General features: G+C 47.0%; 19 protein-coding genes. 3 read left to right on the top strand and 16 right to left on the bottom strand.

The window, feature by feature from the left end; genetic code table 11:
* The first annotated feature begins 55 nt into the window (after window positions 1-55).
* Window positions 56-1,168 carry a C1 family peptidase gene (locus tag KTO58_RS04320; RefSeq protein ID WP_095840569.1) on the top strand — a complete coding sequence of 371 codons (1,113 nt, stop codon included), beginning with the start codon at window positions 56-58 and terminating at the stop codon, window positions 1,166-1,168.
* A 122-nt stretch (window positions 1,169-1,290) separates the two neighbouring features.
* On the opposite strand, the gene KTO58_RS04315 is transcribed toward KTO58_RS04320, so the two are convergent.
* From KTO58_RS04315 to KTO58_RS04245, 15 genes are all read right to left on the bottom strand, one after another.
* Window positions 1,291-1,566 (bottom strand): acylphosphatase, encoded by a 276-nt coding sequence (locus KTO58_RS04315; RefSeq protein ID WP_095840570.1) that lies wholly within the window; start codon window positions 1,564-1,566, stop codon window positions 1,291-1,293.
* Between the two features lie 390 nt (window positions 1,567-1,956).
* The gene (locus KTO58_RS04310) at window positions 1,957-2,559 is read right to left on the bottom strand and encodes a 2'-5' RNA ligase family protein (protein WP_157753191.1); all 603 of its coding nucleotides are present in this window, start codon (window positions 2,557-2,559) and stop codon (window positions 1,957-1,959) included.
* A gap of 135 nt (window positions 2,560-2,694) precedes the next feature.
* Complete coding sequence (tpiA, locus tag KTO58_RS04305) at window positions 2,695-3,453, bottom strand: triose-phosphate isomerase (protein ID WP_095840572.1); 759 nt, start codon at window positions 3,451-3,453, stop codon at window positions 2,695-2,697.
* A gap of 48 nt (window positions 3,454-3,501) precedes the next feature.
* On the bottom strand, window positions 3,502-4,683 hold the full coding sequence (locus KTO58_RS04300) for a putative sugar nucleotidyl transferase (RefSeq protein WP_095840573.1): 1,182 nt from the start codon (window positions 4,681-4,683) through the stop codon (window positions 3,502-3,504).
* Window positions 4,684-4,751: 68 nt separating this feature from the next.
* Window positions 4,752-5,003, bottom strand: coding sequence for a type B 50S ribosomal protein L31 (locus KTO58_RS04295; protein ID WP_095840574.1), 252 nt, complete (start codon window positions 5,001-5,003; stop codon window positions 4,752-4,754).
* Window positions 5,004-5,101: 98 nt separating this feature from the next.
* Window positions 5,102-5,593, bottom strand: coding sequence for a YajQ family cyclic di-GMP-binding protein (locus KTO58_RS04290; protein WP_095840575.1), 492 nt, complete (start codon window positions 5,591-5,593; stop codon window positions 5,102-5,104).
* Window positions 5,594-5,750: 157 nt separating this feature from the next.
* The gene (locus KTO58_RS04285) at window positions 5,751-6,488 is read right to left on the bottom strand and encodes a head GIN domain-containing protein (RefSeq protein WP_095840576.1); all 738 of its coding nucleotides are present in this window, start codon (window positions 6,486-6,488) and stop codon (window positions 5,751-5,753) included.
* A 55-nt stretch (window positions 6,489-6,543) separates the two neighbouring features.
* Entirely contained in the window at window positions 6,544-7,623 is a 1,080-nt protein-coding gene (locus KTO58_RS04280) for a DUF4097 family beta strand repeat-containing protein (protein ID WP_095840577.1), read from the bottom strand.
* On the bottom strand, window positions 7,607-8,158 hold the full coding sequence (locus KTO58_RS04275) for a hypothetical protein (RefSeq protein ID WP_095840578.1): 552 nt from the start codon (window positions 8,156-8,158) through the stop codon (window positions 7,607-7,609). Before KTO58_RS04275 ends, KTO58_RS04280 begins: the two co-directional genes overlap by 17 nt.
* A gap of 6 nt (window positions 8,159-8,164) precedes the next feature.
* Complete coding sequence (locus KTO58_RS04270) at window positions 8,165-8,722, bottom strand: RNA polymerase sigma factor (RefSeq protein ID WP_095840579.1); 558 nt, start codon at window positions 8,720-8,722, stop codon at window positions 8,165-8,167.
* Window positions 8,723-8,911: 189 nt separating this feature from the next.
* On the bottom strand, window positions 8,912-11,374 hold the full coding sequence (locus KTO58_RS04265) for a TonB-dependent receptor (protein WP_095840580.1): 2,463 nt from the start codon (window positions 11,372-11,374) through the stop codon (window positions 8,912-8,914).
* Between the two features lie 478 nt (window positions 11,375-11,852).
* On the bottom strand, window positions 11,853-13,367 hold the full coding sequence (locus KTO58_RS04260) for an arylsulfatase (RefSeq protein ID WP_095840581.1): 1,515 nt from the start codon (window positions 13,365-13,367) through the stop codon (window positions 11,853-11,855).
* 82 nt (window positions 13,368-13,449) lie between these two features.
* A complete protein-coding gene (locus tag KTO58_RS04255) occupies window positions 13,450-13,890 on the bottom strand; it encodes a hemerythrin domain-containing protein (RefSeq protein ID WP_095840582.1) in 441 nt (146 codons plus the stop codon).
* Window positions 13,891-15,054 carry a prolipoprotein diacylglyceryl transferase gene (locus tag KTO58_RS04250; RefSeq protein WP_095840583.1) on the bottom strand — a complete coding sequence of 388 codons (1,164 nt, stop codon included), beginning with the start codon at window positions 15,052-15,054 and terminating at the stop codon, window positions 13,891-13,893. It lies immediately after the preceding gene.
* A gap of 169 nt (window positions 15,055-15,223) precedes the next feature.
* Window positions 15,224-15,637 carry a BrxA/BrxB family bacilliredoxin gene (locus KTO58_RS04245; RefSeq protein WP_095841714.1) on the bottom strand — a complete coding sequence of 138 codons (414 nt, stop codon included), beginning with the start codon at window positions 15,635-15,637 and terminating at the stop codon, window positions 15,224-15,226.
* A gap of 235 nt (window positions 15,638-15,872) precedes the next feature.
* On the opposite strand from KTO58_RS04245, the gene KTO58_RS04240 reads away from it, so the two are divergent.
* Together KTO58_RS04240 and KTO58_RS04235 are read left to right on the top strand one after the other, a co-directional pair.
* Window positions 15,873-16,325: an Hsp20/alpha crystallin family protein gene (locus KTO58_RS04240; protein WP_095840584.1), complete on the top strand. Its 453-nt coding sequence runs from the start codon at window positions 15,873-15,875 to the stop codon at window positions 16,323-16,325.
* A 142-nt stretch (window positions 16,326-16,467) separates the two neighbouring features.
* A complete protein-coding gene (locus KTO58_RS04235) occupies window positions 16,468-17,328 on the top strand; it encodes a hypothetical protein (RefSeq protein WP_095840585.1) in 861 nt (286 codons plus the stop codon).
* Here KTO58_RS04235 and KTO58_RS04230 read toward each other — a convergent pair.
* On the bottom strand, window positions 17,325-17,810 hold the full coding sequence (locus tag KTO58_RS04230; RefSeq protein ID WP_095840586.1) for a nuclear transport factor 2 family protein: 486 nt from the start codon (window positions 17,808-17,810) through the stop codon (window positions 17,325-17,327). The two genes, KTO58_RS04235 and KTO58_RS04230, sit on opposite strands and share 4 nt — an antisense overlap.
* Window positions 17,811-18,286 lie beyond the last annotated feature (476 nt).

Below are 18,286 nucleotides of genomic sequence, written 5' to 3'. Positions count from 1 at the left end.
GTTTTTTTATATTAAAAGTTTTTTACCTTCAGGTATCTAAACATTTTGCTGATCTATGAGAAATATTGTTACCATGATGCTGACTTTGGGAGTAATGCAAGTCAGTGCACAGGAGTTGTCTGTGATCAAGAACAATCAGGCTACTGCTGTTAAGAACCAGGCGCTTACGGGTACTTGCTGGTGTTTTTCCACTACATCGCTGGTAGAGTCGGAGTGTATTCGTACGGCCCCTTCGCAGCCGCAGTTGGATCTTTCTGAGATGTTCACTGTGCGTAATATTTACATTGAGAAAGCAAAAAACTATATCCTGCGTCAGGGGTATGCCCGATTTGACGAGGGGGGGCTGGGTCACGATGCTATCCGTGCGATTGCTGTTTATGGTGCTGTACCGGAGCGTGTGTATAGTGGTCTGCCGGCAGGTCAGACGTCTCACAATCATAGCAAGATGGTACCGGTGTTGAAGGCTTACCTGGATAGTACGTTGAAGCTGGCGAAGCCTATTCCGGAGCATTGGCTGGAAGGATTTACGGCTATTCTGGATGTGCATATGGGTAAGCCACCTGCTGAGTTTGAATATAATGGCCGTCGGTATACGCCGAAAAGTTTTGCCAAGGATGTGTTGAAGTTCAATGCGGGGGATTATGTGATGCTGACATCTTTTACTCATCATCCTTATTATCAATCATTCATTGTGGAGGTACCTGATAATTTTTCCAACGGTGCTTATTTTAATGTGCCTTTGAAGGAGCTGATCGATGTTACGAAGACGGCTATTAAGAAGGGTTATACGGTGATGTGGGATGCGGATGTAAGTAATAAAGGATGGTTGACGGGTAAGGGTTATGCTTTTGCGCCAGCTGCTGATTCTTTGTTAAAGGTGGCTAAAGTGGATCCGGATGTACAGGAGGTGAGTTATACACCGGAGTATCGTCAACGGTTGTACGAGGAGTTGGTGACGGAGGATGATCATTTGATGCATATTACGGGTTTGAGTAAGAGTGCCAATGGTAAGGAGTTTTTTGTGGTGAAGAATTCCTGGGGAGAGAAGACGGGTCCGTTCCAGGGTTATATGAATGTATCGGAGCCTTATTTTGCGGTGAATACGATCACTATTATTGTTCCTAAGGCGGCTATTGACAAGTCATTATTGGCGAAGCAGGGGAAGTAGGTATATTATTTTTCGTTCCATATTGGTTAAAAATAAATAAGGGAAGGCAGACGCCTTCCCTGTTTCATTATTGGCTTAGGTTATAAATATACTTGTGTGTAATAAGCGTGTTTTTTTATTTTTCACCGGACGATCTCGAAGGTATCGAAGTGTTGTGCTGGCAGGGGTAGGATCTGCAGTTCTTCTACATTTGCGTCGGGAGGTCCTTGTCTGCACCAGGCGATAAATTGTTCTATGGCATTATCGTCTCCTGTTGCGATGATATGTACGCTGCCATCGGGTAGGTTTTTGACCTGTCCTTTGACACCCAGTTGTCTGGCTATATCTCTGGTGGTAGCTCTGAAATAGACTCCTTGCACGATTCCTTTCACGATTATTTCTTTATATACTACTGACATACTATTCGATATATCTGTTTATTAAAGTATAGTAGTCCAAAGTTACTAACGCATATTGGCTCAGAAAATTTTATCTGTAGTGGGTGATGTGATTATAATTTTTATTTTGGAACCTGCTGCCAAATACCGTACGTTGTTTAAGACTTTATAACAAGTATTATGCCTTGTTGGAATTAAATAACGCCGGCATTGGGCATGTAGCGATCAGCAGGTAAGGTTAACAAGGGACTAGAAAATATAATTGTTATTTGTTTATCGGGTCAATAAAGATGATGGTTTGATACCGTTGGAAATGTGGCATTATTGCAGCCACATTTCCGGTATGATGGTTAAAGTTTAGGGGGTTACAAACCTGCATGAAAGTAAATGTTTCTTTTTGTGGTGTAAGTTTTATGCGGCATGTGGGAAGAGTGAGCCATCCATGTGTTCGATATCTCCGAATGTCAGTTCGCTGATTGTTTCGTACCGGCCGCCTGCTACGGGTTTGCGTAGCAGGGTGAAGCTGCGGCATTGGAAGCTGCGGACGAACAATTGGTTATCGAAGTGGCTGTATACCTGGTTGAACGCTGTAGCAGAGATTGCTCTGGCCAGGGTGATATGTGGCCGGAAGCTGTTGGATCTCAGTTCGAAGAGGTGCAGGACGCGTTTGTGTAGTTCGAGGAGGGGTTTGGGGTTGGCTACGTTTACATAGATGGTATGTTTATTCTCGCCATGAGAAAAATGATCAAATTTGGAGGTGTAGATGGTAAAACCGCTTTGCGCTCTGGCTACTTCGTTGAGTGCGTTGATGAAGCCCTCCTGGAACCGTTCCGGAAATACGGAGCGGAACAAGGTGATATGCGGATGGGCATGGAAGCTATTGAAGTATCCGAGTTCGTTGGCAATTACCCTTTTATATTCCAGTATTTCTTCTGAGGTACGGCTATCCGGGTTAACTACCAGTAAATAATCATATAGATTATCGTCTTGTGTATGGTTTGTTTCGATATTCATAACCAAACATTTTTTACTGTTGATCAGAATTGATTGCGATACAAATATACACCTTTTTTCGGAAATACTAATTTTTTTAGCATTAAATACTAAAAAAGTACGCAGCTGGTTTGCTGCGTACTTTTTAATAAGGTCTTATAATTTTTCTACGATAGCGGTAAAGTCTTTGGCGACGAGGGAGGCTCCACCGATGAGTCCACCATCTACGTCGGGGGATGCGAAGAGTTCTGCGGCGTTGCCGGGTTTGGCGCTACCACCGTACAGGATGGAGAGGTGCAGGGCGGCTTCGCGGCCGTATTTTTCTGCTACTCTTGATCTGATCCAGGCGTGCATGTCCTGGGCTTGCTGTGCGGAGGCGGTGAGGCCGGTACCGATGGCCCAGATGGGTTCGTATGCGATCACCACGTTTTTCAGTTGTTCGGCGCTGAGGTGGAAGAGGCTTTCGTCGAGTTGTTTTGCGACGTAGTTGTTTTGTGTTTCTGCCTGGCGGATATCGAGTGGTTCGCCGCAGCAGAAGATTGGTTTGATGCTGTATTGCAGGGCCAGGTTTACTTTTTTGGCCAGCATGGCATTGTTTTCCTGGAAATATTCTCTTCTTTCGGAGTGGCCGATGATCACATAGTCCACGCCTATTGACTGCAGCATTTCGGCGGATACTTCGCCGGTGAATGCACCTGCTTTTTCACTGTAGCAGTTCTGGGCGCCTACGAAATATCCCGGGTAATTTTTCAACAGGGACTTGGCTTTAGCGAGATAGGGGAAGGGGACGGAGATTACGACTTCGTGTCCTTCCTGTAATGTCAGGCCGGCTGCCAGTATATCCTGGATCAGTTGTTCACCTTGTTCGAGGGTGAGGTTCATTTTCCAGTTTGCTGCTACAATTTTCTTTCTCATGTTAGCGTATCATTTAAAATGTGGAGGCTAAAAATACATATTGTAGCATCATTTTTCACTATCTCCGAGGTTATAAATATGTTTCAGTATTAAAATATCTGCTGATGAGATGGCTTTTCCTTTGAATGACATCCAGGTGGCGGCGTCCCGGAGGGCTTCTTCGAGGCGGTATCTTTCGTTGACGTTGCCGGTTCCTCCCCAGGTGAATGCCGGCAGGAATTTGGGTGGGAAGGAGCCTCCGAAGACGTTGCAGGAGACGCTGACGACGGTGCCGGTGTTGAACATGGTGTGGATACCGGCGCGGCTGTAGTCCCCCATGAGGAGGCCGCATTTTTGTCCGGCGGGCCATGCTTCATTTTTTGCTTCCATCCAGACTTTGACGGTGCTTCCGTTATTTTTCATGTTGGAGCCGGAGGTATTGGCGCCGAGGTTGCACCACTCTCCTATTACGGCATCGCCGAGGTATCCGTCGTGTGCTTTATTGGAGTAGCCGAACAGGACGACATTTTTGATTTCTCCTCCTACTATGCAGGCGGGTCCGATGGTGGTGGCGCCATATATTTTGGTGCCCATTTTCAGGACGGCGTCGTCTGCGATGGCGAGGGGGCCTCTGACGAGGGAACCCTCCATGAGGAGGGCATTGTGGCCGATGTAGATGGGCCCTGTGCTTGTATTGAGGCAACAATGTTCGATACTGGCGCCTTCTTCGATGAATAGTTGTGCGGGGTCGCCGATGAGTTGGTTGCCTGGTGGCAGGGGGTGGGAAGTGCGGCCTCTGGTGAGGAGGTCGAAGTCCTGCCGGATGGCTTTATCGTTGAGGGCAGTAATGTGCCAGGGCAGATCTATGGAAAGGATCTCTCCTTTATAGTTCGTGCGTTTTCTGTGGACCGGTGCTTTGAGGTCATTTCCTTCGACTACTTTGGCGATAAGGTTGTTGTCCTTATACAGCTCCTCTCCTATGGCCAGTGACTGCACTTTGCTGATGAGGGGATCATCGGGCAGTATGTGTCCGTTGATCAGGATGTTTACGGCATTCTCTACTTTTTTCAGCGGGAATTTTTGTTGCAGGTAGTCGGCGGTAAAGTGGCTGACGGGGGTTTTGAGCCGATGTTCCCATTTTTGCTGAACGGTGAGTATGCCCACCCTGCAGGCTGCTATGGGACGGGTGTAGGTAAAGGGAAATAACAAATCACGACCGGGCGTGTCGATAAGAATATAGTTACGCTCCATTAGGATAAAAATAAAAAATCCCACCGATAAGATACCGGTGGGATACAAAATTATTTGTTAAAGCTGGATTAAGCTTTCTTGGCGTAGCGTTTGTTGAATTTATCGATACGGCCGGCGGTATCAACCAATACGTTCTTACCTGTGTAGAAGGGGTGAGAAGTATTAGAGATTTCCAGCTTGATCAACGGATACTCATTACCGTCTTCCCACTTGGCGGTCTCTTTAGAAGGCGCAGTAGAACGGCTTAAAAAGCTATAACCGTTAGACATATCTTTAAATATCACAAATCGGTAATTTTCTGGATGGATTCCCTGTTTCATATCAATGTTATTGTAAATACAGGCTGCAAAGGTAAGACAGAAATCAATAAATTCCAAAACAACCCTTAAATAAAATTCAGAAAGTGGTGCGTTTCTGTTTAATTTTTCATGTTAACGTACTGTAGCGGTATACCTAGGTTGGCCTCTTTGGTAGCTTGTATTACGGCCTGGAGGTCATCGATCTTTTTGCCGGTTACTCTCACGATATCGTCCATGATGGCGGCTTGTACTTTGATGCCGCTGTCTTTGATCAGTTTAACGATCTTTTTGGCATCTTCCTGTTTGATGCCGTTGCGGATGGGTACTTCTTTTTTCACCACTTTTCCGCTTTGGTAGGCTTCTTTACTGAAGTCGTACACGGCGGCGTCCAGTCCTTGTCTCATGGTGCGGCTGATGAGTACATCGATGGCCTGTGACATTTTCATATCGCTATCCATTTCGAGATTGAGGACGAGGTCTTTTTTATTGAGTTCGATGCTGACATGGGTGTCTTTGAAATCGAACCGGGTGCTGATCTCTTTTTTAACGGTATTTATGGCGTTATCAAGCGTTTGCGTATCAACTTTGCTAACTATATCAAAGGAAGGCATAACAAAAACAATTTAATATATATAGACCTTTAATTCACAGGCACAAATATAGGACAAAATTGGGGAAATGGCTGGCTAGGGGATAAAGGGTGTATGTAAAGCATAAAAAAGCCTCCGGTCGGCCGGACCGGAGGCGTGCAAACATACAGGACCAAATTTATTCTTTGATAACTCTGCCAAAGCCGGATACGGACTGTTTTACTTCTGCGTTGCCTGTGTACCGTATGTGGCTGGTACCGGAGGCTTCTACGTTCAGTTTTTTATCTACGTACAGTCTCATTTTGCTTGCGCCGGAGACGTCGACATCTGCGATATCGGATTTCAGTTGATCGGCGGTGATATCTGCGCTGCCGGCGACATCATATTTAGTTTTGGTGGCGTGGCCACGTAGTTTCATATTGGTGACGCCGGAGACATCTACATCGAGGCTGTTAGCGTCGATATCGAGGTCGGCGTTGGAGGCGCCGCTGAAGTCGAGGGAAACATTTTTTCCTTTTAGTTTACCCTGGCTGAAAAATCCGCTGGCGCCGCTGCCATCGAGTTTACCCAGTTCTTTGAGGGTAAGATACACTTTGATGCCCTTTGTGGATTGGAGGTTGTAACCTTTTTTAGGTTCGATATTGAGTGTGTTGCCAGTCATGCGGGTCACGATGTATGGTAACAGGTTGTCTTCTGCTTCTATTTTCAGGGTATGTTTATCTCCCTGTTGCAGGTATACGGTAAAGGTGCCGGATGTGCTAACGTTGTTGAATACGTCTACGGACCGATCTTCTGTTTTTACGTTGCCGCTGCCTTTTATTCTTTCATTGTAGGCCCTGGCGACTACGGACACGCCGGCTACCAGGAGCAGTAAAGGGATAAACAGGAGTTTCAGCTTTGCTTGCTTGTTCTTCATAACATTGCTACGTTTAGGATTATATGATGGTTTTTAGAATGGCCTTTGTTATTATTTATGGAATGTTGCGGAATTCCACATTGCTTTGTGAGCCGCGGATGCGTATCTGTCCGCCATTTCCGGAGCCGGTGATGGCGTTGAATTTCATCTGCGTATTCTTTTTTTCTGTGGAGATGGATTTAAAGTTAATTCCTCTGGTATCTACGTCGCCGTAGGACAGTTGTACATCGAAGCGCAGGTTGGCACCGGCATCTATGCCCATGACTACATCTGCATAGCTGATATCTATGCTGGCTGATTTCATCATGTCTGTCACTTTTTTCACTTTAAAGTCTCCGTAGGTAAGTCTTACATCGGCGTTGCGCTGCAGTTCGCCCAGGCGGAAGGAGCTGTAGTTGCTTTGGCTGTTGATGCCACCTATTCTGGTGATGTTGTATTCGTCGTAATTGGATTTAACATCGAGGCTACCGAGGTTGCCGATGGTGTATTCGCAGTAGTTGGATTTGACATCGAGGCTGGCGATATCATCGCTGCGCATGCTGGAGTAGTTGGCTTTCAGTTGTACGTTGGCCGCTTTTCCCAGTTTACCTTTCTGGCAGTAGTTTAGTTTGAGGGAGAGGTCGGAGGTTGCTTCCTTTATATCGTAGAAGCAGTAGTTCAGGCTCATTTCGGTGGGGAATGAGAGGCGATCGGCGATGACGTTGCCGAAGCTATTATCTACGGAGAATCTTGCCAGTTGTTTAGGCAGGTATATATCGTAGTTGACGTTGACGTAGTCTTTTGAGTCGCGGCGGCCGCCCCATGAGAACCAGCTTTTGCCGGAGGAGGGTTCGTAGCGGGTGGTAAGGGAGGCGAAGCTGCTTCCTTCGTTGGCTACTATTTCGACCATATCGGCGATGGTTTTTGCTTCTCCTTCATCTTTTCCGTAGCCGGTGATTACGATGGTGGCTTTTACTTCCTGTTTGTCCCAGGTGTGTATGACGATATTGCCGTATTTGTTGGACAGTTCGATGGCGGTACGGCTGTTTGCTTTGAATTCTTTGATCACACTACGTTTGTATTCAGCATCTCCTTTGCCTGCTAAAACGTATAGTGGTAATAGTAATAATGACAGTATTTTAAATTTCAGGTGCATAATGCTTAGGCTTATCGTTAGGTGTATGTTTTTCCTCCAGTTCATCGAGGATACGATCGAGCAGGTCCAGTTTCATCTGATAGTACCTGACCATGGCGGAGCGGATCCTTTCGTTGCCCGGGTTGGCGATGAGTTCTTTTTCGAGCATCTGGTAGGTATCGTTCCGCAGTTCGAGTTCTTTACGTGCGGCGCTATCGAGGCCCAGTGCATCTGGCGGGAATGAGCGGATGGATTGCAGGCGTTGTTCGATCTGGGAGGTGTAGTATACTTTGGCCTCCTGTAGTTCGGGAGTGACCTGTGCTATTCCCTGAGGTTGCCGTTGGTACTTTATATATTGATAGAGTAAAACGGCGTTGACGAGCAGGAGCAGGACGGCTGCGGCTTGCAGCCAGGTGCTGCCGAGTATTCTTTTTACCGGGCTCCGGCGTACTGGTATTTTACTTTCCAGATCGTTCCAGAGGTTTGGTCTTGGACCTGGTACTTCAAAGCTGTTTCTGTTCTCTCTAATAAATGATTCTAGGTCTTTTCCTGACATCAGCAATCACATTTTGAGTTTTACTATTTGTCTCACTTTTTCTTTCGCGCGCATGTATTGTGTCTTCACGGTTGATTCTGAGATATTGAGCATGCCTGCGATTTCGCGATGAGAGTAATCTTCGAAGAGATATAGATTGAGTACTGTGCGATAGCCGTCGGGCAGTGTTTGTATGGCTTGTTTGACGGTATCGACGGTGAAGGCGTAGTTGTGTTCGTCTATTTTATCATCTTCCGGCATTTCTATTTCTTCTACGTCTTCGAAGTAAACTTTCTTTTTTCGCAATTGGTTCAGGCAGTGGTTTACAACGATTCTTTTGATCCAGGCGCTGACAGTTGCTGCATTTTCCAGCCGTTCTATGTTCTTGAATACTTGAATGAACGCTTCCTGCAACGTGTCTTCGGCGTCGTTGACGTTCCCTGTCATGCGCAGGCAGATGTTGTACATGGCGGCTGAGTAAGCATTGTACAGCTCTTTAAAAGCACGTACATCTCCCTTTCTACAGCGGGCGACCAGGTGTTCTGTTTCGATCGTTTGATTCAAGTATTTGGCTGATGCTTGCATTATAAAGACTAAACTTTAGAAAAAAGTTGCACGAGGGGGAAAGAAATTTTTTGGTTGCTGGCAAAAAAATAGGCGCGGCCTAGAAGAGGCCACGCCTTTTTTCCATCCTTATATATACCTAAAAAAGCGTTGTGACGGGATGGATCGTAGCAATTTTATCGTAATCAACTACTTATACTTGATCTAAAATCAGCTTCCTTGTTTTACGCGGTTTTGTTCTTCTTCGAGGCCGGTTTTACGGTTACGGGCGGCTTTTACGTTAGTATTACCGAACCGGTAGGTAAAGTTGACCCTGAACTGGCGGCTTTCCCATTTGCTGGACACGGCTACGTAGCGGCCGGCGTTGTCGAAGCTACCTCTGAAGCGTTGTGTATTGAACACATCGTTGACATTGAGGCGGATGGTCGCTTTTTTCTTGAGTATCTGTTTCTGGAGGCCCAGGTCGCAGGCATACATTGCTTTCATCCGGAACAGTCCTTCGTCGGCGATCTGAGGGGACACATAGAAGAAGGAAGCTTCCATTGCGAAACCTTTCGGCAAGGTGAAGGTGTGTTGTGTGCGGCCGAAGAAGCCGGTGGCGCTTACATTTACCAGGTTGTTATCTACCACGGTGTTGTACATGGCGTGGTTGAGCGACAGGTTGGTAAAGGTGTTCCACCATTTGGTGATCGGGAAGGGGATCGATACGTTGACGTTGATGATATCTGACTTTGCTACGTTGAGGTATTTGTAGCGGAGCAGTAAGGTATCGCCGGTGGCGGCATCTTTATCGGCTTCTACGACCTGGGTGATCATGTTTTTGGTATGGGTATATCCTATAGACGTGATCAGGAATTGTTTGAAGGTATGTGTTAATTCGATATTGTTAGCGTATTGTGGTTTGAGGTATGGGTTACCAGCCATTTTCGTATATCTGTCTATGTAGAACTCGAAGGGGTTGAGGTCTTCGTAGCTCGGGCGTTGAATTCTGCGGCTGTAGGACAAACCTAACTGGTTGTTCTTATCGGCGGCGTAGCTCAGGAATACGCTGGGGAAGAGGTTGAAATAGGAGGTATCTGTCACTTTATTGGCGGTGATGGAGTTACCTTTTACGTTGGACTGTTCTGCTCTCAGGCCCAGTTGTATACCGATCTTTTTGAATTGTTTGCTATAGTTGATATAAGCTGCGTTGATATTCTCTTTATAGATAAAGTGATTGGAGCGGTTGGTATCGAATACCCATTGGGTATTGCGGAGGGAGTCGAAACGGGCATTGTTGTCGGTTTCGACGAAGCTGGTTTTGAGGCCGGCTTCGAATTTCGCCTGATTTTTCAGCGGATGTGTATAATCTATTTTAGCTGTTTTGATGGTGATATGGGAAGGCTGGTCGTTGCGGCTGGTATCTCCGCTTCTGTAGCCTTTGCCGGTGGCGTCCCAGTTGCCAGCGATGATATCGGACAATTGTGTCTGGTTGTTGCGGGCGTAGTCGAGGTCGACGTTGAGTTCTTTGCCGGTGCTGTCGAGTACTCCTCTATAGTTTACGTTATAAGCCCAGCGGTTCCAGTCGGACTTGTTGTCGGTGCGGGTGCGGAGGAGAGAGTCTACGCCTGCGACGCTACCGATCTGGTTTACTGCGTTACCGATCTGTTTACGGTCTCTATAGCCGCCATCTACCATTACCCCGATGGTGTGTCTTTTATTGATGAAGTAGTCTACTCCTACTTTCACGCCATGGTATTTGTTGTTGTCATCGAGTACGTTATGCTGGTCGAAGATGGAGGTTTTGCCATTGACGTTGCTGGTGCGGTAGAGGCCGAGCTGCTGGGTATTCAAGCGGTTATTATAGTTATAAGAGCCATATAGGTTGAATTTTTCGGTACGGTGGTTCAGGTTTAAGCTAGCGGAGTACTTAGGTGTGTTACCGATGGCGTAACCCAGGGAAATATTACCGTTGGTACCGAAGTTTTTGTTCTTTTTGAGTTTGATGTTGATAATCCCGGCGTTGCCAGCTGCGTCGTATTTGGCGGAAGGATTGGCAATGAGTTCGATTTGCTCAATATTGCTACTGGGCATGTTTTTCAGCAGCTGTGCAACATCCTGGGAAGACATATTGGTTAATTTACCATCGATCATGATCATGACCCCGTTTTTTCCTTTGAGAGAGATGTTATCATCTTTATCAACGGTTACGCCCGGGGATTTTTCCAGTACTTCCATGGCAGTACCGCCGGCGGCTACGATACTGTTTTCGACGTTAACTACCAGTTTATCGGCCTTTTGTTCGATGTAGGGCTTTTTGGCGGTAACGTCTACGGCTTTCAGGTTTTTGGCATCTGCGCTGAGGGTCAGCGCGTCTATCTGTACTGTACCATTTTTCACTTCGAATGGTTTACTGTAGGCTTTAGAGAGACCTATGAAGTTGGCGGCGATCAGATATCTACCCTGTTGTACACGGTCGAATTCGTAATGGCCACTGATATCGGCGACAGCCCCTTTTACCAGGCTGGAATCTTTTGCTTTCAGTAAGGTAACGGTTGCGAACTCCACCGGTTTGGCGCCGGTCTGGAGCACCTGACCGGTGACTTTGCTGGCGGGGCTCTGTTGGGCATTCGCGAGGTGGAATGCACTGATCAGCGCGGTAGTTAATAATAGCGTGTGTGCAATTGGTTTCATATAAGGGCGGAATTAATGTGTAATGTTTTTATTTTAAATCTTTTTAGGTCGTATATAGTTCCTTTGTTTATCAACTACAGTGTAAAAGTAGGTATTATGCATTACATAGTACATAGTTTTACACAAACGGTTCGTAGCTGGTGACGATTGGTAAAAAATGTCTTAAACGTTTGGAAATATTTTACCTCGAATCTTTAGTTCCATGTTGACGCCTCAAAATTATTATGTTGACGGATGTATTGGAAGGTGTTTTCAATGAAATGCATGTAATCTTCGGTGAAAGGGGGGAAAATGGAGGTTAACAGGTAAAACGCGGTATCTGATCTGGGGGAACGCCGGTGAAAGCGGCTATTGTTGGATGAGGCAGGTGTTGTTATTGCTTTTGGCGGATGGGAAGGGGATGGATGGTCGTGGATAGGGGATGAACGGAGTGCAGCCAGGTCCGGGGATCTGGCTGCGATATATTATATATATGGTGTCAGGATCGTTTTTCTAGTTTGGGGTCGATGAATTCCCATTCGCGGATATGGGCTGGCCGGTGTTCTTGTTTCATGATGGCCTCCATACGGCGGATGATATCGGGATGTTGAGCGGCGATGTTTGTTGTTTCGGCCCGGTCGTTGTCGAGGTCGTATAGTTCCCAGGGGCTGTTCCTGTCTTTTTTCATGTTGGTCCTTACTCCTTTCCAGCGGCCTATTCGGACGGCGACTTGACCGTTTTTTTCCGGGAATTCGAAGTACAGGAAGGGATGTTGTTGTTGTTGGTTATTGCGTCCCTGCATAGCGGGGAGTAAGGAGATGCCATCCGAGGGAGGAGCAGGTATGCCGGCGATGGCAGCGAGGGTGGCCATCATATCGATTTGTGAGCTGATTAGGTTGGTGACTTTGCCGGCGGGTATGCTACCTGGCCACCGGGCGATGAAGGGTTCGCGGATGCCTCCTTCGTAGAGGTCTTCTTTGCGGCCGCGGAGGCCGGCGGTGCTATTAAAGAATTCGGTGTCTACGCCACCTACGTCGAAGGTGGGGCCATTATCGCTGGAGAACATGACGACGGTATTATGGTCGAGGTTTAGTTCTTTGAGTAAGGCCATGATGCGGCCGATCTGTTTGTCGAAGTAGGTGATCATGGCGGCGTAGGTGGCCCTGGGATATAGGGTGGGTGCATATCCTTTTTCGCCCCGGTAGGGTTGGTCGCCGAATTTGGCGGCGTATTGGCGGACGGCCTCGTCGGGTGCCTGGAGGGCGACATGGGGGCCGGTGTAGGGCAGGTAGAGGAAAAACGGTTTGTTTTTATGTTGGCGGATGAAGGCCAGTGTTTTTTCTGCCATTTTATCTATGGCGTATTCTTTTCCTTTGAAGTGATTGAAGGCGGCGGTGTCGGTTTCTCCCGGCGGCAGTTTGGAATGTACGAGGAAGAAGTCGTTGTTGAGCGGTGCTTTTTTATCATTTTCCCAGAGGTGAGTGGGATAGAAGTTGTGTGCTTGTTTCTGGTCGAGGTATCCGTAGAAGTAGTCGAAGCCCTGGCTGTTGGGGCTGCCGGTGGTGTTGGCCATTCCCAGGCCCCATTTGCCGATGGCGGCGGTGGTGTATCCGGCTTTTTGCAGGAGGTGGCCGATGGTGAAGGTACCTTCGGGCAGTGGCATCTGGCCACCTTCTGTGCTGTCGGTGAAGCCTCCCAGTTCGTAGTTGCCGCGGATGTAGCTATGGCCGGCGTGGCGGCCGGTGAGGAGCATACATCGGGCGGGTGCGCATACGGGGGTGCCGGTGTAGTGGTCGGTGAACCGGACACCTTCTGCGGCGATGCGGTCGAGGTGTGGTGTTTGGATCTTTTGCTGGCCGTAGGCGCCCAGTTCACCATATCCGAGGTCGTCGGCATAGATGTAGATGATATTGGGTTTGGCCGGTGCTGATCTTTGTTTTGGTTGTGCCCATAAGGAGGCGGGCGCCAACAGGCATAGGAGCCAGGTGTTGGCTTTGCTGCTCAGGTAGGTCATGCGTAGTACTATTTATTGTTCACTGTAAGCAGGCGTTGTGCCTGATATTGCGCTAACAAGATAACAAAAGCGCTGCGGGAATTCAAGACCAGGTGTTATTGAAATTGAGTTGGGCCAGGGTATCGGGCAGGTGTTGCTGGATGAGCTGGAAGAGGATACGTTCTTCTTTGCGGATATGTGTTTCCAGGCTGCGGGCGAGGGTATCCATGGTATCATCGAGAGCGGTACCCGGTTCGGAGAGGGCGCTGTACATGCGGGATATCTGCTGGTGTTCGAGCAGGAGTTCCTGTATGAGGATGTCAATATCGGGATGTTGGCCTTTGCACCGGTCGAAGAGATATTCTTCTTTCTGTATGTGGCCTACCATTACTTCTTGGAAGACGCTGACGATGTATTGTAAGCGGGCGTTGGTATCCAGGGGGAAACCTTTATATGGTGCGGCATCTTTTTTCAGATACCGGCAAGCGAACAGCAAGCGTTTGTGTTCGTGTGACAGTGGTATCAGTGAATGGTGGCGCTGCATTTAGCTGGTAGCGGTTTGGCTGGCGTGTTTTTTACGGCAGTACCATATTAGTGCTGCTCCGCCGATGACGAGGAGTGTGGAGATGATCTCTGCCTGTGTCGGGTGGAAGCCGAGGATATCGTATTTGGTATTGACGCGGATCTTTTCGACGAAGAAGCGTTCTATACCATTCATGATGAGGTATATGCCGAAGATAACGCCTGGTACGGTGATTTTTTTGCGGAGGTTCCAGAGTATGATGAAGAGGAGGAGGCATGCGATGATCTCGTATAACGGTGTTGGGTATACGGGTAGTTCGAGTGCGTGGCAGTATTTGCCTTCGCAGCCGGGGATGGGTATTCCTTCGTTGACGACGTTATGGGGGTATTTGTATGCCCAGGCCCAATCGGGTAGCCAGGAGTATGGGTTGGGGTGGGTATTGGTGATGCCCCAGTCGCCGTCGCCGGAGAACTGGCATCCCATACGTCCGATGCCATATGCGAGCATGAGTGCGGGGGCGGCGCTATCTACGAGTTGCCAGGTATTGATCTGTTTTTTGCGGGCATAGCGGATGATGACGTAGGCGGCTACGATGAGGCCACCATAGAAGGTGAGGCCACTGAAGGATAGCAATGATCCGATGGGATCTTTTACGAAGTCGCTCCAGTTTTCTAGGTTATGGAATATTTTGGCACCGATGAGGCCAGCTACGGCGGCCATGACGATGATATCGGGGACGCGTTGGTGCGGGAGGATGATAACGGTATGTTGTTGTGGTTGTGGGGTGGCTTGTTTTTTCTTTTCGCGGTATTTGAGGTAGGCGAGTAATGCGCCGAGGAGGATACCAGCGGGCCAGCTACCGGCGCCGGAGAATATGAATGACTGGAGGTCTTTGGAGGCATTGGACCAGTTGAGGGCGAGGCCAATGATTTTAAATCCGAGGAGGAATCCGAGGAATGCGTTCCAAACGAGTTCGGTGGTGGAGGCGGGTTTACCTGTTATGATCTGTTCTTTTACGCCTGTAAGCCAGCCTAGTTTTTCTCTTCTTTTCAGTTCGGCGGTGAGGACGTAGGCGCCGGCGAGGAATGCGACTGCCACGAAGAATCCGAAAGTCTGGAATACCTGGAGGAAAGGGATTTCGAGGCCGAACAGGTCTTTGAAGGCGTAATATAAATTAGGATACATAACTGGTAAAAAAATTTGGTGATCTGAGTTTTCCTATGAACAAAGCCGAATTAATCAAAAGGAAAATCAAACCACCAAAGTAAGTTGGAAAAAAGGCAAAAAACAAATTCCGGGTTCCAAATTTTCTATAATATAATAAATAAATGGAGCCCGGAAGTTTTAGATGTTTTTAGCAATATTGTTCGAAAGCGTCTACGAGGTTAGCGGCGATCATTTGTGCCGGGCGGCCTTCGATCATGTGACGTTCGATGAAGTGCACGAGTTCTCCATTTTTAAAGAGGGCGATGGAGGGTGAAGACGGCGGATAAGGAAGCAGGTGTTCGCGCAGTTTTTTCACGGCATCTGTATCGAATCCGGCGAAGCTGGTAGCGAGGGTATCGGGTTTTTTTTCGCTATGGGCAACTGCCAGCAGTACACCTGGGCGGGCGGTACCGGCGGAGCAGCCGCAAACGGAGTTGATCACAACCAGCGTGGTGCCTTCTTTTTTAAGAGCGGATTCTACTTCATCGGCAGACAATAATTCTTGGAATCCATTATCTGTTAACTCTGCCTTCATTGGCAATACTAATTCTGCTGGATACATATAGTCGTAATTTTTTTGTTTTTTACTTTTCACAAAGTTAATTATAAACGGTGGAATATTTAAAAACTTCAATAGATAAGACATTTTGACATCAGAAACCAAAACAAAACGACACAATGACATCTAAAATCAGGAAATACTGTCAATAATGGTAGATTTTCTGGCATGGTATCTCATTTGCATAAGCTTTATCACAAAACGATTAAAAATTTAAAACCTTAAAAAAGATAAAGCTATGACACTCGTAAAATTCAATCAACATCCTGTAAGAACCTTTGGTGGCTTAGTAGACGACATTTTTCAGCACGGTGCCTTCAACAAGTTATGGAAGGATGATTTACTGACCGCTGACTTTTTTGGTACTTATCCTCCGGTGAATATCCAGGAGAGTAAGGAGGCTTATGCGATCGACTTTATGGTACCTGGCCTGGCGAAAGAGGATTTTAAGATCAGTGTGGAGAACAACAAGCTGACGGTAAGTGCGGAGAAGAAAGCGGAAGTAAAAGAGGAAAATGAGAAACATATCCGCCGGGAGTTTAGTTTCCGTTCTTTCAAACGTTCGTTTGTGCTGAATGAGAAGGTGGATGCTGAGAAGATCCAGGCGAAATATGAAAACGGGATATTGAAGATCCAGTTGTCAAAAAAAGAAATTAAACAAGATGCTGTGAAAGCAATTGTGGTAGAATAATTTGTAGGACTTTGCATGGAGTGAAAATGGGGGCTGCCTGATGGCGGCCCTTTTTTTATGCTTTTTTGCCTATAATTCACACAAACGTTCCACAGGCAAGCTATATTAATATGATAATTTGCCCTTGACCTTCAAACCGAATATGTTGCTATTCTTCACCCGGGCTGGACAGGTGGCCAGCAAAGTGTATGATGCTACGGAGCGTGCAGTTATAGGCAGGATTCTGCATCGCACGCCCGATACCCGAATCCAGGGCCGGATCAAACTGGTGTTTGATTTCCTCTTCTTCCAAATTTTATTTACGGTTCCGGAGTTGTGCAGTGCATTTTATTTTCGCAGTTATACGGATGTGGCGTTGGTGACGTTATTGTTGTTTGTATTACTGGTGGGCATGCGGATATTGCAGACGGGAATGTCGGGGTTGTCGTCGGCGTATGTGGCGGCATATAGCACAATGGGGTTAGCTATTCTTTCTTCTTATTTTAACGGGCAGGATATATCGGTGATGTATAGTGTGATGTGGGTGATGAGCATTTTGTTTTGTTTTATTACTACGAGCCTGGGTAATACGTTGGTATTGACGAGTTTGTTGTGCGGGTATTTGTGTGTGGTATCCTATATGCGGGCCAGCGGTATTTCGCCTACGGGTTTGTTTTTCCATGATGTTTATCCTGCTTGCAGTGAGTGGCTGGACCCTATATTTATGGTGTTGTATATTTTATTGATGATACGGATACTGGGGCGTCACTATGCGAATATCCTGTTGCTGGAGCAGCAGCGGGCGTTGCATCAGCAGCAGCAGCATTCTTCGTTGGTGAATCAGCAGCTGACCAAACATTTTCTGTTAGTGAAGGGGTTATCGCGGTCGGGGCAATCGGAGTATATGGCTGGCAATCATGAGTTGCTGGATGCGCGTTTTTCGGAGATAGCGCGTCAGTGTGAGACGGCTATTGATATATTGAGTCAGGGCTCTCCTTTGTTGCAGGAGCCTGATACTGTTTAGTGTGTGAGACAGTTTATTTTTCTACGGGTGTCTATGAGATAGACGATTTTCCATTTCCCATTTACTTTAGCCAGTTGGAAGGAGTTGACTCCACAATGGCTGAATTTGTTTCCCAGGTAAAAATTATAGGGCGTCCAGACAGCGGCGAGCTGATCGTCGATGCTGATCTTATCGAAAATGATCTGTTCGTCCCACACGTCCGTGTGAGGTGTTCCGACGGCTTTGACGAACGCAGCAATGGGTGTGGTGCGGACTTTTGTTTTTCCGGCGGCATCGGTCGCAATTGATTGCAAAACGGCCTCTTCGGTGAAAACATCCTTTACCATGGAGCTGTCGCCATTGCGCATGCCTGTAAACATTTGTCCGATGGCCCTTTTGACGGCTGCTTCCTCGTCAGCCTGCGACTGTATTGGCATTGCAGGGGGAGCTATAAAGCTGGAGAGATAAATAGCCAGTATTGGTAAGGAGAATGGGAGTTGCATATATTAAAAATAGGGATAATAACGCAGTTTAATGATGAGAATCTGGTGCTTGATAAGTCTAAAAAAATTACAACTAAGAGGTGTTATTGTAGCTAAAAGGCTGTGATATCTTTGAGGTCTTGAAAAATTCATCTTTCTATTGTCCTTATGCTTTTGATCTAGTACATCTTCTCTCCTATTATCCTTATGCTTTGGAATGTTCGTTGTCTTATTGTCCTTATGCTTTTGATCTAGTACAACTTCTCTCCTATTATCCTTATGCTTTGGAATGTTCGTTGTCTTATTATCCTTATGCTTTGAAAGTTGAGCATCTTATTTTCCTTATGCTTTGAATATCCATCACAACCTATGCCATGAATGGGCTCTTCTATACGGGGGAGCCTTTTATTTTTTCCGGAGGGGGAGATGTTTTGGAGGGGATTTTTTTTTGGGGGGATGTATTATAATAAGTAAGCCCCCTGAAAAATCAGGGGGCT

The sequence above is a fragment of the Chitinophaga pendula genome, from assembly GCF_020386615.1.
GTDB classification, from domain to species: Bacteria; Bacteroidota; Bacteroidia; order Chitinophagales; family Chitinophagaceae; genus Chitinophaga; species Chitinophaga pendula.
This window is presented reverse-complemented; position numbering and strand designations above follow the sequence as displayed.